The sequence below is a fragment of the Streptococcus sp. WM07 genome (genome assembly GCF_004570525.1).
In the GTDB taxonomy this organism is placed as follows: domain Bacteria; phylum Bacillota; class Bacilli; order Lactobacillales; family Streptococcaceae; genus Streptococcus.
The window spans coordinates 109,685-125,050 of sequence record NZ_SPPZ01000001.1 but is presented as its reverse complement, the minus strand read 5'-3'; the positions used below and the strand labels follow the sequence as shown (position 1 = coordinate 125,050).

Sequence of the window (15,366 nt, the reverse complement as noted above, 5' to 3'; positions counted from 1 at the left end):
ATATGAAGCAATTCCTATTCTGATGTTTTTCCACTTATCAGTTTACTAGGAATTGCTTTTTTTTGCATTGGAAATTACAAAAAAGTTGCATGGAGCGCAAGCTTTCCACACAACTTATTATAGAACCAGTTTTCTTCAAGAAGATTTTTTGTTCAAGAAGAAATAGAGTATAATAGGGAATAGGAAAAATGCTCGTTCCAAGACTTGTCTGCTAAAGAACAATGTCACTCTCCCTTCCCGTCTTTGATAATGTGGGAGAGATTTGTATCAAATTTGCTACGATTATGGTTGGATGGTTTTGCCAGGACGTCATTCGTTGCGTTTTTGAATGTAGAAATATGCGGAGTTTTGCAAAATTCGACCAAGTCTTATTTCGTAAGCCTTTGTTGTTGAATCAAAGTGTGACTATTTACTAATGGTGGGATAGAACTTTAGGTTATTTCCTATTCAAAAGTGGTTCTTGCTTACCCTGAGATTGTTTGACATGTTAGGGAGTACAAGATACAAGTATGAAAAAGGAGAATTATGGGATTTTACCAACAGTACCAAACTGGGCAAATGGTCTTACCAGCCTTTTTATTTGAAAATATACATCAATTGTTTTCATCGTCTGAGGAATTTCTAATTTGGCAAATGGTCTATTTAGAAAATTCAACGAAGAATGCTAGTATCTCTATTGATGTTCTTAGTAAAAGAACTGGGATGGAATTGGATACGATTAATAGAGTTCTTAATAGTCTTATTTCAACTGGTTCTGTTCAATACAAGGATACTAGCAAAGAAGATGGGAAAGTTGGTTTCTATATTGATGCCAGTCCTTTATTTCAAAGACTAGATATGTTAATCGAAGATGGGGCAACGGAAAACAAAGAGATAGCCAATCAAAAAGAGTTCCAAGATTTGTTGCAATTCTTCGAAGAAAATTATGGTCGGATGTTAAGTTCGATTGAAATCGAAGATTTACAAAAAATGTCCCGGGAAGTTCCTATTGTTCTGATTCAAGAAGCTGTTCGCGAATCACTCTTAAATGGAAAAACCAATTGGCGTTATTGGCAAGCCATTGTTAGAAGTTGGGTTCGAGAAGGAGTTCGGACTAAGGAACAAATTCAACGTCGTCGGGATGAATGGAACTTGAAAAAAACGCGACAAATTAAAGCTAGTGATGAGTTTAAAAACAATGTCAATTTATGGAGGATGGACGATTGATTGGACGTGTTAGATTAAAACGGATCTTGGATATTATAGCCGAGATGTTTCCGGACGCTCATGGTGAATTGAACTATGAAACGCCTTTTCAACTACTAGTTGCAGTTATTTTATCTGCACAAGCAACGGATAAATCTGTTAATAAAGTTACACCTGGTTTGTGGGCTAAGTACCCAGAAATTGAAGACTTAGCTAAAGCCTCTCTACCTGAGGTGGAAGAAACGATTCGCCATATTGGACTATATAAATCAAAAGCTAAAAATATTATTCGCACAGCGCAGGAAATTCTAGAGCGTTTTGATGGTCAAGTACCCAAGACTCATAAAGAATTAGAATCCCTGCCAGGTGTGGGACGTAAAACGGCAAATGTCGTTTTAGGGGAAATTTATCAAATTCCAGCCATTGCCGTAGATACACATGTTAGCCGTATCGCGAAACGTCTGAATGTTTCTGCACAAGATGCTAGTGTTGAGCAGATTGAACAAGATCTCATGGCCAAAATCCCTAAGAAAGATTGGATTGCGACCCATCATCGTTTGATTTTTTTTGGTCGGTATCATTGTACTGCCAGAAAACCTAAGTGTGAGACTTGTCCCGTTCAGTCTCTCTGCTATTATTATAAAAATTTGGAGGAATAAATGTCCTTATCGAAACGTTTAGACATAGTGTCTAGTTTTGTTAGCCCTGGAGTAAAAATGTTAGATGTAGGGAGTGACCATGCCTATCTCCCCATTGCTTTGGTTAAAAGGGGAGTCATTTCCGCAGCCATTGCAGGGGAAGTCGTGGAAGGTCCTTATCAATCAGCTTGTCAAAATGTGCAAAAAGAAGGACTTACCCAGCAGATTCAGGTTAGGTTAGCGTCAGGCTTAGATGCAATGACAGTTGAAGATGAGATTGAGGAGATTGTTATTGCCGGAATGGGAGGGAGACTGATTTCGACGATTTTGGATCAAGGCCAAGTCAAGTTGCAGGGAATTCAGACCCTTATCCTTCAACCCAATAACCGAGAAAATGAGTTACGAATCTGGTTAGAAAAACATGCTTACCAAATTATCGCAGAAGAGATTTTGGAAGAAGCTGGGAAAATCTATGAAATTATCGTTGCTAAGCCAGGGAAGATGACGTTAAATTGGGTCGAGCAAACCTTTGGTCCTTATCTTTTAAAGAGTAAGCCGGAAGTCTTTCGTAAAAAATGGTTAAAGGAAGCTGGTAAAATTGAAGAGATTCTTCTGAAGATTCCAGAGGAGCATCTAGAAGAAAGACTGGAATTAACTCAAAAATTATCCGCTATAAAAGAGGTATTAGATGAAAGTTAGAGATATTATTAAACGCTATGAGGCTTTTTGTCCGCCAGAATTGTCACTTGAGGGCGACCAAGTTGGATTGCAGATTGGTTCTTTGGACAAGGACGTGAAGCGAGTGATGGTAACCTTGGATATTCGAGAACAAACAGTTGAAGAAGCGATTGCCAACCAAGTAGACTTGCTGATTGTCAAACACGCGCCAATTTTTCGTCCAATTCAAAACTTGGTCTATGATCAAGGTATGAATGGTATTTATGTGGACTTAATTAAAGCAGATATTGCAGTCTATGTCTCTCACACAAATATTGATGTTGTAGAAGGTGGATTGAATGATTGGTTCTGTGATTTGCTAGGAATTGAGAATCAAGAGCCTCTTCATGAAACAGTTCCAGGTCAAGGGATTGGTCGTATAGGGGAGATTGAAGCCATGGAGTTTCAAGATCTAGCTCTTAAGGTCAAAGAAATTTTCCATTTGGATAGTGTACGTTTGGTAGAATATCCAGGTTACATAGATCAACTAGTCAAACGTGTTGCAATTTGCGGGGGAAGTGGTCAATCTTTTGCTCAAGATGCGATTGCTAAGGGAGCAGATGTCCTCATTACGGGAGATATTTACTATCATACCGCCCAAGACTTCCTCTCTCAAGGATTGCGGGCCATTGATCCAGGTCATTATATTGAAGTTGTCTTTATCCAAGGTTTAACTATGCTTTTAGAAAAATGGAAACAAGAAGAAGGCTGGGGGCTGGATATTCTTGGAAGTCGGATTTCAACCAATCCCTTTTACCATCTCTAGGGGGTAAATTATGGAATGGTTAGCACAACAGTCTGTAATCTGGTTGGCTTTTGGAGCTGGTCTCTTTACCTGGTTTTGTACGGCCTTGGGGGCTGCAGTTGTTTTCTTTTTTAAAGATGTCAATCGTAAAGCCTTAGATACCACTATGGGATTCGCGGCTGGTGTTATGATTGCCGCTTCCTTTTGGTCTCTTTTATCACCAGCCTTGGAATTTGCAGAGCCTACTTATGGCAAATGGAGCTGGTTACCGGTAGCCATTGGATTTTTGGCTGGTGGTTTCTTTCTTCGATTGATGGATATGGTGATTCCTCATATTCATCTGAGCCAAAAAGAAGTGGAAGGTTTGCAGCCTAAGAAACGCTTATCTCGGACAGCTCTGCTTTTTTCAGCCATCACCATTCATAATTTTCCCGAAGGATTAGCCGTTGGAGTTGCTTTTGGGGCTATTCAAGGTGGCAATACAGAAGCTTTAATCTCAGCCATTGGTTTGGCTTTAGGAATTGGTTTACAGAACATTCCTGAAGGTGCTGCTCTCGCGGTACCGATTCGAACAGAAGGGCGTTCTCGCTGGTCAGCCTTTGCTTGGGGAGCCAATTCTGCTATCGTCGAACCGATTGGAGCTCTTTTGGGAGCTTTAGCTGTTTTAGCCATGACCTCCCTTCTTCCCTATGCTCTTTCTTTCGCAGCAGGTGCGATGATATTTGTAGTTGTTGAAGAGCTGATTCCGGATTCTCAAACGAATGGGCATACAGATCAAGCAACGCTTGGACTTATGATTGGTTTTGTTTTAATGATGATTTTAGATGTTGCTTTAGGGTGAAATAAAAAAGGAGGTTGAACATGAAAAAAATAGGCTTATTGCTAAGCCTAATGGTCATTGGCTTCAGCCTCATTTGGGCTGGTACAACTCAGGATCCTGAAATTGAGACTACAAGGGAGGGAACCGTCCCGATTACCTTGCCCCAAACCCAATACCGTGTTGAAGACAGAGATATTCAAGATGGTGTTCGAAAATTAAATGGGCAGATTTACATCCCCAATAGTAAAAATAAGGTTCCTCTGATCATTTTTGCTCATGGTTTTAATGGTTCTTACCGTCAAGGCAGAGTCTATGCAGAGTTATTAGCCTCACGAGGTTATGCAGTTTATACCTTTGATTTTGTACATGGGGGACCTAAAAGCCAAAGTAGTAGTAATGCCAAAGAATTGACCGTTACTAGTCAAGTAGAAGATTTGAAATCTGTTTTGAAAGTCAGTCAGGAGTGGACGGAAATCGAACCTGAACAGACGAATCTTTTAGGAATTAGTCAGGGGGGCCTTGTTGCTAGTTTGGTAGCTAGTCAGGAGCCGGAAAGTGTTCAAAGTTTACTGCTTATGTATCCTGCCTTTGTCATTAGTGAACTTCCTCATCAAGTCTATGATTCTTTGGAACAGATTCCCGAAGAGAGCAAAATTTTTGATCAGTTTGATATGGAAATCAGTTCCAATTATTTATTGGATGTGTGGCCTATTCATATCTATACAGAATTATCCAAATATCCCGCTCCTGTTTTAATTCTGCATGGAAATCAAGATGAAATTGTTCCTTTTTCCTACAGTGAAAAGGCTAGGCCTTATTTACAGAATGGCCAAGTTCAGATTATTGATGGTGCAGGCCATGATTTTTCCGGTGATTATTTTCCAACTATCACCTATCCTATTCTAAAATTTTTACAGGATAACCAAAATGATTAATAAAAAGCATTAAAATTTTCTGAAAACTATTGTCAAAGTTCTAAAAGTCCTATATAATAAAGGTCATATTTAGAAAAAGGAGATGTTTATGGTAAAAAAAGGTGCCTTAACGGGGCTACTTTTGTTTGGTATCTTCTTTGGAGCTGGTAACTTGATTTTCCCGCCAGCCCTTGGAGTCTTGTCTGGACAAAATTTCTGGCCCGCAATTTTCGGTTTTGTCGTCTCGGGAGTAGGTTTAGCGGTTCTAACATTGATTATTGGAACACTTAATCCCAAAGGCTACGTTTATGAAATTTCTAAAAAAGTTTCACCAGTATTTGCAACTATTTATTTAGTAGCTCTATACTTGGCGATTGGTCCTTTCTTTGCGATTCCTCGGACTGCGACAACAGCTTTTAGTGTTGGGATTGAGCCTCTTTTAAATGGATTCAATTCAAGTTTAGCTCTCTTTATGTTCACTGCTTTGTATTTTGGAGCTGCTTACCTCATTGCTTTGAATCCTTCTAAAATCTTAGACTCAGTTGGTCGAATTTTAACACCTATTTTTGCCCTATCCATCGTACTCTTGATTATCCTTGGTCTTGCTAGCTTTAGTCAAGCGCCTCAAGCAGCTATTGATGGCTACGCAACTGCAGCATTTGGAACAGGTTTCCTTGAAGGTTATAATACCTTAGATGCCTTGGCTTCTGTAGCCTTTAGTGTGATTGCCGTACAAACCTTGAAACAGTTAGGTTTCACAAGTAAAAAAGAGTACATCACTACTATCTGGATTGTTGGTTTGGTAGTAGCGCTCGCTTTCAGTGGTCTTTATATTGGTCTTGCAATGTTGGGAAATTCTTTCCCAGTTCCTGCAGATGTCGTTGCAAATGCGGATGTGAACAAAGGAGTTTATATCCTAACAGAAGCAACAAAACAAGTCTTTGGTTCTGTAGGTCAGCTCTTCTTGGCCTTCATGATTACGATGACCTGCTTTACAACCACAGCTGGTTTGATTGTGGCGACTGGTGAATTCTTCAATTCACGTTTCCCACAATACTCTTACAAGACTTTTGCAACTGCCTTTACCTTGATTGGTTTTGCTATTGCAAACCTTGGTTTGAATACAATCATTACCTTCTCAGTTCCTGTATTGATGATTCTTTATCCAATTACAATCGTTCTTGTGTTAATTGTGATTGTCAATAAGTTTGTGCCTCTTTCAAAACGAGGTATGCAGGTGACCGTTGGTTTGGTAACCTTGGTATCATTAGCAGAAGTTCTAGGATCTAGCTTTGGTCTTACAGCATTGACTACATTAGTTCAAAGTCTCCCGTTTGCGGCAGCATCTATGGCTTGGACAACACCAGCTCTTGCTGGCTTGTTACTAGCTCTAGTGCTTCCTGATAAGCAAAAGGCAGATGTTTTCGAAATGGAAACTGAATAATTTCAAAAGTTATGGTAGACATTTGTTTGCCATAACTTTTTTTGTTATTCTTAAAGAATGATGAAACGGGAAGGAGTATGAATGAAATTTTTACACACAGCGGATTGGCATATTGGTCGCAAACTCCATGGATATTCCTTACTGGAAGAGCAGTGGTCCGTCTTTCAGGAGCTTAAAGATCTGGCTCAAAGGGAACAGGTGGATGCCATTTTTTTAGCCGGTGACCTTTTTGATGTGTCAACGCCTCCTATTTCTGCAACCAAGGCCTTGGATCAGATGCTTTATGAGTTGAATGTGGAATTAGGACTCCCTCTTTTTATTGTTTCAGGTAACCATGACGGTGCCAATCGTCTCCAATTTGGTACCCGCTGGATGCAACAAGGACAACTTTATTTGGCTACTCAAATTGAACAAGCCTTGGAACCAATTGATTTTGGGAATTTTCAAATCTTTCTCCTACCTTTTTTCCACCCTAGTGATGCCCGCCGTTTTTATGGGATTTCTGAGGAGAATAAAGCTCAAATGGAGACGATCAGTCAAGCTATGGAACGACTTGTTAAGGACATGGAAGCCCTTATCAAGCCGGATAAAAAACCGATTCTCATCAGCCATTTTTATGTAGCTGGTAAAGGAAACGAGGACTATCAACTGATTAGTGAAGGGAAGTCAGAAATCGGAGGTCTTAATCACTTACCAGTCCGCCTCTTTTCTAGTTTTAGCTATGTTGCCCTAGGGCACCTGCACTCCCACCTATCTAGTCCAAGCGAACAGATTCGTTACTCCGGTTCCTTGCTGAAATTTGCGGTCGATGAACATTGGCAGGAGAAGGGTGTTTTAATTTTAGATTGGCAACAAGAACTATTAGCAGTTCAATTTCAACCTATTCAATCTTCTAAGGATATCCGTTTGATTAGCGGAAGTTATGAGGATATTACTGCGAAAGATTTTGTAGCTCAAATTCAGGCTGAAGGTCCAGCTTATTATAGTATTCATTTAACGGCCAAGCCTCAAGGGATTCGTCATTTAAAGGATTCATTATCTGCTTATTACCCGGATATTTTGGATATCCGGATTGCAGAGGATGTCACAAATAGACAAAAACGAGTCTGGATTCAAGAGCGTCTGGAATCTCCGCTCGAACTAATCCATCAATTTTTCCGGGAGCAGACGGGACATGAACTAAGCGAGCAGCAAGCAACCTGGATTGAGACGAGCCTTCTAGAAATCAAGGAGGAAACATGAAACCAATTCGCCTACAAGCTAGAAATATTGGCCCCCACGCATACGTAGATCTGGATTTTCGGGATTATGCGGATAGCCTTTTTCTCATCTCAGGAGAAACCGGCTCTGGAAAAACAACCATTTTTGATTTATTGGTAACTGCACTTTATTACAACAATGCTCAATTCAAGGTTGGAGATAAGCGATTTATCGATTTACGAAGTGAATTTGCGGCCTTTACTTCAAAAGAACCATCCAGTATTTTATTGGAATTTAGTCATAGAGGTAAGGTATACCGAGTGGAAAGGTCTTGGACTCCTAAACGAGTGACCTGGGATCCAGACCGTCCCTTTCCTAGTCTTTTTCGAGATCAGCATCTTTTTTCTGAGATTCAAGATGGGTACTTGGTAGGCCCTAGTTATACCAAGGTTGCGGAAGTGACCCAAGCGATTGAGGAGCTGTTGCACTTGAATAAAGACCAGTTCCAACGTATCTTACTTCTCCCCCAGCACAATTTTAAGCGTTTTTTACTCGCCAATTCCAAGGAGAAAGAGGAAATCCTCCAAACTCTTTTTGATGTTGATTCCTATCATTTTTTAGTTGAAAACTTAAAAGAAAAACGAAAACAAGATCGCCAGAAGATTGAAGCTAGAGACCTAGAAATGATTGTTCTTGCCCGTAGTGTAGTGGGAGAAGAACAAGAGTTTTTTGAATCAGGGCAAATCCAGGGAGCTATGACAGAGGCTCTTCAAGCTTTTACAAAAGAAAAAGATAGAGAAGAGCAAGAGCTAGAAATGTTAGAGGAGCAGGTTCAGGAAGTATTTGCAGAACTTCAGGTTTGGCAACAACGCCGTGATTGGGAGCAGAATCTGAAGGAGCAAGAGAAACTTCAGCTAGAGTTACTAGATTCTTATCCCAGCTATCAGGAGGACAAGAAGGAGTTGGAGCTGTTGGATCAACTGGAGGGAGGACAAATTCTCCTTGATCGGCAGGAACAATTAAGCCAGCAAAAGTTAGCCTTGCTAGCAACTGAAAAGCAACTCAAGCGAGAAAAACAGGATTTAGATACAGTCATCAGAGAATTTAGCGTAGAAGAAAAGCGGGTTGGAAAGGAAGATGAAGAGGAGCTTCGCCAAAAAATAGCAGATTTGGAGTATCACTATGAGAAACTCCTTGAATGTCAACAATTAGTCCAGCAGCTAGAGAGCAAACAAACTGAGCTGAGTAACCTTCAAATAGAGCGGAAACGCTATCAACAACTACGGAAGAAGAATCAGGAAGAACTGATTCAAATTGACGGACAGTTGCAAGCCTTGAAGCAGAAATCTACTAATTGGTCTCAGTTGATGGAATATCAGACAGACTACCATCATCTTCAGCAACAAAATCAGAAGATAGAAGCGCAAAAACTAGAATTAGCAGCGCAGAGTTTGCAGTTGGAAAATATTCAAAGTCAGATTACAGATTTAACCCAGTCGAGTCAAGAGCAAGACTTCCGGGATTTTCAGAAAACAAGGTGGTCTTTGGCTTTGGATATGGTACGATCGCAAGTTCATCCGGGCGATGATTGCCCAGTCTGTCAAAATAAGATTAGCACTCCCCCTATTCCTAGCCTTCCAAGAAGCGAAGAAAAGTATGTGCAGCTAGAAATTGCTTATTATGAACAGAAACTTGAGCTGTCCAATCTACAACAGTCTCAGGCTAATTTGGAAGAACATGTGTCTGAATTGAAACTTGTATTAGAGGCAGAGGAAGCTACTTATCAGTCTCATCTACATAGCCTTACGTCTCAGTTAAATCCAGAGCACACGACGTTAAATGGTCTGAAGCAGGCTCTTCAAAGTTATCAAGAAAGCCTGGAAACTCACGTCCAAAAAGAAGAAGATATGAGGGAAAGAAGAGAGGCCCTACTAGCGTTACAAAACACCTATTCTTTGAAGTTTCAAGAGTTGGAACTAAGCAGTGAGCAAGCTTATCATCAAATACAGGAGTGGGAACAAGACTTAAAAAATATCGAAAGGCAGTTCGGGAATCAGAGTCTTAGCGAACTTGAAGTGAAGCTGGAAACACAAAAAACTACGTTGAAAAACTTTCAAATAGCTAAGGAGAATCTTTCTCGCATAGAACTCAGGCTCGTAGCTCAGAGACAAGCTTATAAAACGAAAGTTAACCAACAGGCTGAGAATAGCCATCTTTACAAAGAAGCTAGCTCTAAGAACAATAAGGCCTTAGAACAATTACGGAATGAGGTCTTGCCTGAAGTAGAGATGCCTGAATTTTTGGTGGTTCTCCAAGAAATTTCCAAACGTGGCAAACTACGCCAGCAACTTACACAATTTGAAACCCAGCTTCAAGGGGTGAGACTTGAGATCAGTCGTTTGAAGGCAAATGAGCCTAAAATTATTCAAATGGATAATCCTCAGGAACGAGAAATCTTGCTTGCAACGTTAGAGTCAGCAGTCACACAAAAAAAAGAGAGTCTGGTTCTGATTCAGAGTCGAATCGATCATGCTCTAGCTATCGAGAAACAATTGGAGGAGCTAAACCAGGATCAGGTTGCAAGCAATTTACTATATAGCCAATTGGATCAATTAGTTCAGGTACTTAGTGGTCAGACTGAGAGTCGCCTGGATATCAAAGCCTATGTTCTACAGCATTATTTTAATCAAATTGTAGAAGTTGCTAATGACCGTTATTACCATGATTTTTCCCAGGGGCGCTACCAATTTGTACTTAAAAACCAGAAATCTTCTGGGCGAAGTCTAGCTGGTCTGGATTTAGATGTCTTGGATCAAGAAGTTGGACAATTAAGACCCGTTTCGACACTTTCGGGTGGCGAAAGTTTTCTAGCGAGTATGGCCCTAGCTTTAGCTACATCTGATGTGATTCAAGAAAGTCAAGGAGGGATTGAATTAGAAGCTCTCTTTATCGATGAAGGTTTTGGAAGTCTCGATCAGGAAACGCTTTTGGTTACATTAGATGTGTTGGAGAGTCTAGGACGTGACGGTCGTATGATCGGGTTAATATCTCACGTAGAGGTGATGAAACAGGGGATTTCGAAACAGATACTCGTAGAAAAACGTGGATCTGGTCGGAGTTCTGTTCAGCAAGTCTCTCTATAATTTCTGAAATTTTTCATGGTTTTTTTCAAAAACTGATTAGGAAATATTTGAAAACGCTGTCAGATTGTGTTATACTGAAGTAGAAAAAAATTAAAGGTAGGACTCGAACTATGAGTAAAATTGTTGTAATTGGTGCTAACCACGCTGGTACAGCTTGTATTAATACAATGTTAGACAACTTTGGTGATGAAAACGAAGTTGTTGTATTTGACCAAAACTCTAATATCTCATTCCTCGGATGTGGAATGGCTCTTTGGATTGGTCAACAAATCGATGGTCCAGAGGGACTTTTCTATTCAAATAAGGAAACCCTTGAAGCTAAGGGAGCTCGAATCTACATGGAATCTCCAGTTCTCTCAGTTGATTATGACAAAAAAGAAGTAACTGCACTTGTAGATGGCAAAGAGCATGTAGAATCCTATGAAAAATTAATCTTTGCGACTGGTTCTCAACCAATTATCCCACCGATTAAAGGAGTTGAATTGGTAGAGGGAACACGCGAATTTAAAGCGACTCTTGAAAACCTTCAATTTGTAAAACTTTATCAAAACTCTGCAGAAGTTATTGAACGCTTGGAAAATAAAGACATCAAACGTGTTGCTGTTGTAGGTGCAGGTTATATTGGTGTTGAGTTGGCAGAAGCTTTTGAGCGTGTTGGTAAAGAAGTGGTCTTGATTGACATTGCTGAAACTTCTCTCAATGGTTATTATGACCGTGAACTTTCAGATATGATGAACAAGAATTTGGAAGATCATGGAATTCGTTTGGCCTATGGTCAAAAAGTTCAAGCCGTTGAGGGTGACGGTAAGGTAGAACGAATTGTTACTGATAAAGAAACATTTGATGTTGACATGGTTATCTTGGCAGTTGGTTTCCGTCCGAATACAGAACTTGGGGCTGGTAAAATTGAATTGTTTAAGAATGGAGCTTTCCTTGTTGATAAGAAACAAGAAACGAGCATTCCTGGAGTATACGCAATTGGGGACTGTGCTACAATCTATGACAATTCTCTTGGTAAACCAAGCTACATCGCACTTGCGTCAAATGCGGTTCGTTCAGGTATCGTAGGTGCCTTTAATGCGACAGGTCATGAATTGGAAGGAATTGGTGTCCAAGGTTCAAACGGGATTTCTATCTACGACCTTAAAATGGTTTCAACTGGTCTAACCCTTGAAAAAGCGAAAGCAGCGGGATTTGATGCTGTTGAAACAGGTTTCAACGATCTTCAAAAACCTGAATTCATCAAACATGACAATCATGAAGTAGCTATCAAGATTGTCTATGATCGTACAACTCGTCAAATTCTTGGAGCTCAAATGGCTTCTAAAGAAGATATGTCTATGGGAATTCACATGTTCTCTTTGGCTATCCAAGAGCATGTAACTATTGATAAGTTGGCTTTGACTGATATCTTCTTCCTTCCTCACTTTAACAAGCCATATAACTACATCGCAATGGCTGCTCTTACAGCAGATAAATAAGCGAGATTAAAAAACGAGGACGGTTACCAATGAGAGGTGTATCCTTTCAGCTGTCCATAAAGACTAGGGGCGATGCTTCTAGTCTTTTTTAAAGCGAAATCTAAAAACGAACTTTAGCGTTTATAATCTAGTAGTTTATTGACAATTTTCGGACAATTCTGTATAATAATTTCGGAAAGGTCGGTTTTACATTTAGTTAGAGAAAATCTAACTAGATAAATAATTTGTTGAGGTAAAGTCATGTTAAACGAATTTCCCATTTTTGATTATGAAGATATTCAGTTAATTCCGAATAAGTGCATTATTGCTAGCCGTTCGGAGGCCAATACAGAGGTTACCTTTGGTAAACATACTTTCAAGTTACCAGTGGTTCCAGCTAATATGCAAACCATTGTAGACGAGGAACTTGCTGAACAATTAGCACGTGAAGGTTATTTTTATATCATGCACCGATTTGATGAAGAAGCTCGCCTACTGTTCATTAAAAAAATGAAAGAGCAGGGACTGATTTCTTCGATTTCTGTAGGTGTCAAAGATTACGAATATGACTTTGTCAGTCAGTTAAAAGAGAATGTTCCTGATTATATCACCATTGATATTGCTCATGGACATGCTGAAAGTGTTATCAAGATGATTCAACATATCAAAAAGGAATTGCCGGAAACCTTTGTTATCGCTGGAAATGTAGGGACACCAGAAGCTGTTCGGGAATTGGAGAATGCAGGTGCAGATGCTACCAAGGTAGGGATTGGCCCTGGTAAGGTCTGTATCACTAAGGTTAAAACTGGATTTGGTACAGGGGGCTGGCAATTAGCAGCATTACGCTGGTGTGCAAAAGCGGCTCGGAAACCGATTATTGCGGACGGAGGGATCCGTACTCACGGTGATATTGCTAAATCCATTCGTTTTGGTGCCAGCATGGTCATGATTGGGTCTCTCTTTGCAGGTCATTCGGAGAGTCCTGGTAAATTAATTGAAGAAGATGGACAAGCCTTCAAAGAGTACTATGGATCTGCATCTCAATTCCAAAAAGGGGACTATAAAAATGTTGAAGGGAAGAAGATTCTCTTACCTGCCAAAGGTTCTATTTTTTCAACTTTGAAAGAAATGCAGGAAGACCTTCAGAGTTCTATCTCTTATGCAGGTGGGCGAGATCTGGAAAGTCTTCGAAAAGTAGATTATGTTATTGTGAAAAATTCTATTTGGAATGGTGATAGTTTGTAGGAGAGGATCCAAGTCCTAAGTTGGCTTGGATTTTTTTCTTTACGAGCCTGCCAAAGGGGGATTTTTGGTATACTAGTAGTGATCTTGAAAAATGTTTGAATGGAGACGAAAACATGCATCAAACCTATACGAATTCTGAAAAAATGAGAGTCTTTTTTCAAATCTTTTTACCTATTCTGATTTATCAAGTCGCGAATTTTTCAGCCTCCTTTATTGATACCATGATGACAGGCCAGTATGGGACCCTGGATTTAGCAGGGGTCGCCATGGCAACGAGTATCTGGCATCCGATGTTTACACTGGTTACTGGGATTCTTTCAGCTATTGTCCCTATTATTGGCTACCATTTAGGGAAAGGACATCAGGAGAAAGTTGCTAGGGATGTTTGGCAGTTTATTTATTTGTCCTTTTGCTTAGCGATTATTCTTTTTCTGATTATTGGATTTGGCGCTCCTCTTTTATTAGAAAACCTAGGATTACAGGCAGAAGTTCTAGTGGTTGGAAAAAACTATCTTTACTTCATGTTATTAGGAATTTTGCCACTGTTACTTTTTAGTGTATGCCGTTCCTTTTTTGATGCTCTGGGTTTAACAAAATTGTCGATGTACCTGATGTTGCTTCTCTTGCCTTTTAACACCTTTTTTAATTACCTGTTAATCTATGGCATTGGTCCAATTCCTGAGTTTGGGGGAGCAGGAGCGGGGCTTGGGACTTCTATGGCTTACTGGGCTCTACTGCTCGTAATTCTTGGTGTTATGTTTTGGCATCCTAAAATTAGAACATATCGTGTCTTTAAACCACAAGGTTTGCATGTTCCTGGATTTATGGAAGGTTGGAAACTCGGTTTACCAATTGGGGGTGCAGTTTTTGCAGAGTCAGCTATTTTTGCGGCGGTTGGCTTTTTTATGGCTCGTTTTTCTTCAGAGGTTACTGCAAGTCATCAGGCTGCTATGAATTTTTCTAATATGATGTATGCTTTTCCCTTGAGTGTGTCTATGACTATGGCCATTATTATTTCTTATGAAAAAGGTGCAAAACGTTTAGACGATGTTTTGGCCTATAGTCGAATTGGTCGACTCATGGCTATTCTGTTTGCGACGGTAACCCTACTGTTTCTATACATTTTCCGTGATCAGGTGGCAGCTCTTTATGGGAAAGAACCGGAATTTATTAGACTAACCAGTCAATTCCTGGTCTATGCCCTCTTTTTCCAATTTGCGGATGCTCTTTTATCACCGATCCAGGGGATTTTACGGGGCTATAAGGATACAACCTATCCCTTTGTTATTGGAATTATTAGCTATTGGATAATAGCTCTTCCCCTAGGTTATTTTTTAGATATTTGGACGAGTTTTGGACCCGATAGTTACTGGATTGGCCTCAATATTGGATTGTGGGTGTGTGCCTTCCTCTTGCAGTGGAGAATGATGTCCGTTCAAAAAAATGAAAAGTGACTAGCTTGAATGCAAACAAAAACGACAGTTTCAATATCAAAGACTGTCGTTTTTGTAATGAATATAGAATCCTTATTAGAACTTGGTTTTCATTTGTCCTTGAGGATAGTAAGTTCCTTCAGGAAGATCTTGAATAAAGACATGAATAGCTTCTTTTGGAGCTCCTGTATGTCTCATAACAGATTCTGTGACTTCTGCAGCAAGGGCTTGTTTTTGCTCGAGAGAGCGTCCTTCAAAGAGTTCGATTTTTACAAATGGCATAATATTCCTCCCTAAAATCCATTGTACCATAATGAGACTGGGGAAAAGACTGTAAATTTGGTCTGATTTTGTGTTACAATAGACAAAAATTTATGGAACGGTTCCGTTGATTTTCTAAGGCCAGCCACTCCAATTTAGGG

The 15,366-nt window shown here is 39.9% G+C and carries 13 protein-coding genes; 12 read left to right on the top strand and 1 reads right to left on the bottom strand.

Translation table 11 applies throughout. From position 1 onward, the window contains the following. Positions 1-525: 525 nt before the first annotated feature. The 12 genes from E4T71_RS00600 to E4T71_RS00545 all read left to right on the top strand — a co-directional run bounded on the left by E4T71_RS00600 (position 526) and on the right by E4T71_RS00545 (position 14,965). A complete protein-coding gene (locus E4T71_RS00600) occupies positions 526-1,206 on the top strand; it encodes a DnaD domain-containing protein (RefSeq protein WP_135035305.1) in 681 nt (226 codons plus the stop codon). Further along, the gene (gene nth / locus E4T71_RS00595) at positions 1,203-1,844 is read left to right on the top strand and encodes an endonuclease III (protein WP_228062284.1); all 642 of its coding nucleotides are present in this window, start codon (positions 1,203-1,205) and stop codon (positions 1,842-1,844) included. The genes E4T71_RS00600 and nth overlap by 4 nt, the downstream gene beginning before the upstream one ends. After that, positions 1,845-2,522, top strand: a complete 678-nt coding sequence (locus E4T71_RS00590; protein ID WP_135035299.1) for a tRNA (adenine(22)-N(1))-methyltransferase TrmK — start codon at positions 1,845-1,847, stop codon at positions 2,520-2,522. Further along, positions 2,512-3,306 (top strand): Nif3-like dinuclear metal center hexameric protein, encoded by a 795-nt coding sequence (locus tag E4T71_RS00585; RefSeq protein ID WP_135035296.1) that lies wholly within the window; start codon positions 2,512-2,514, stop codon positions 3,304-3,306. The genes E4T71_RS00590 and E4T71_RS00585 overlap by 11 nt, the downstream gene beginning before the upstream one ends. 10 nt (positions 3,307-3,316) lie before the next feature. Continuing rightward, positions 3,317-4,126, top strand: a complete 810-nt coding sequence (locus E4T71_RS00580; RefSeq protein WP_135035294.1) for a ZIP family metal transporter — start codon at positions 3,317-3,319, stop codon at positions 4,124-4,126. Between the two features lie 20 nt (positions 4,127-4,146). Then, positions 4,147-5,040, top strand: a complete 894-nt coding sequence (locus E4T71_RS00575; RefSeq protein WP_135035291.1) for a S9 family peptidase — start codon at positions 4,147-4,149, stop codon at positions 5,038-5,040. A gap of 88 nt (positions 5,041-5,128) precedes the next feature. Beyond that, positions 5,129-6,463, top strand: coding sequence for a branched-chain amino acid transport system II carrier protein (brnQ, locus tag E4T71_RS00570; RefSeq protein ID WP_135035288.1), 1,335 nt, complete (start codon positions 5,129-5,131; stop codon positions 6,461-6,463). Positions 6,464-6,544: 81 nt separating this feature from the next. Further along, complete coding sequence (locus E4T71_RS00565) at positions 6,545-7,705, top strand: exonuclease SbcCD subunit D (RefSeq protein WP_135035285.1); 1,161 nt, start codon at positions 6,545-6,547, stop codon at positions 7,703-7,705. Continuing rightward, positions 7,702-10,806 carry an SbcC/MukB-like Walker B domain-containing protein gene (locus E4T71_RS00560; RefSeq protein ID WP_135035283.1) on the top strand — a complete coding sequence of 1,035 codons (3,105 nt, stop codon included), beginning with the start codon at positions 7,702-7,704 and terminating at the stop codon, positions 10,804-10,806. Before E4T71_RS00565 ends, E4T71_RS00560 begins: the two co-directional genes overlap by 4 nt. 110 nt (positions 10,807-10,916) lie before the next feature. Then, positions 10,917-12,287 (top strand): H2O-forming NADH oxidase, encoded by a 1,371-nt coding sequence (nox, locus tag E4T71_RS00555; protein WP_135035280.1) that lies wholly within the window; start codon positions 10,917-10,919, stop codon positions 12,285-12,287. A gap of 240 nt (positions 12,288-12,527) precedes the next feature. Beyond that, entirely contained in the window at positions 12,528-13,511 is a 984-nt protein-coding gene (guaC, locus tag E4T71_RS00550; protein ID WP_135035277.1) for a GMP reductase, read from the top strand. A 113-nt stretch (positions 13,512-13,624) separates the two neighbouring features. Continuing rightward, positions 13,625-14,965, top strand: coding sequence for an MATE family efflux transporter (locus E4T71_RS00545; RefSeq protein WP_135035274.1), 1,341 nt, complete (start codon positions 13,625-13,627; stop codon positions 14,963-14,965). Positions 14,966-15,040: 75 nt separating this feature from the next. On the opposite strand, the gene E4T71_RS00540 is transcribed toward E4T71_RS00545, so the two are convergent. Beyond that, the gene (locus E4T71_RS00540; RefSeq protein WP_135035271.1) at positions 15,041-15,226 is read right to left on the bottom strand and encodes a 4-oxalocrotonate tautomerase; all 186 of its coding nucleotides are present in this window, start codon (positions 15,224-15,226) and stop codon (positions 15,041-15,043) included. Positions 15,227-15,366 lie beyond the last annotated feature (140 nt).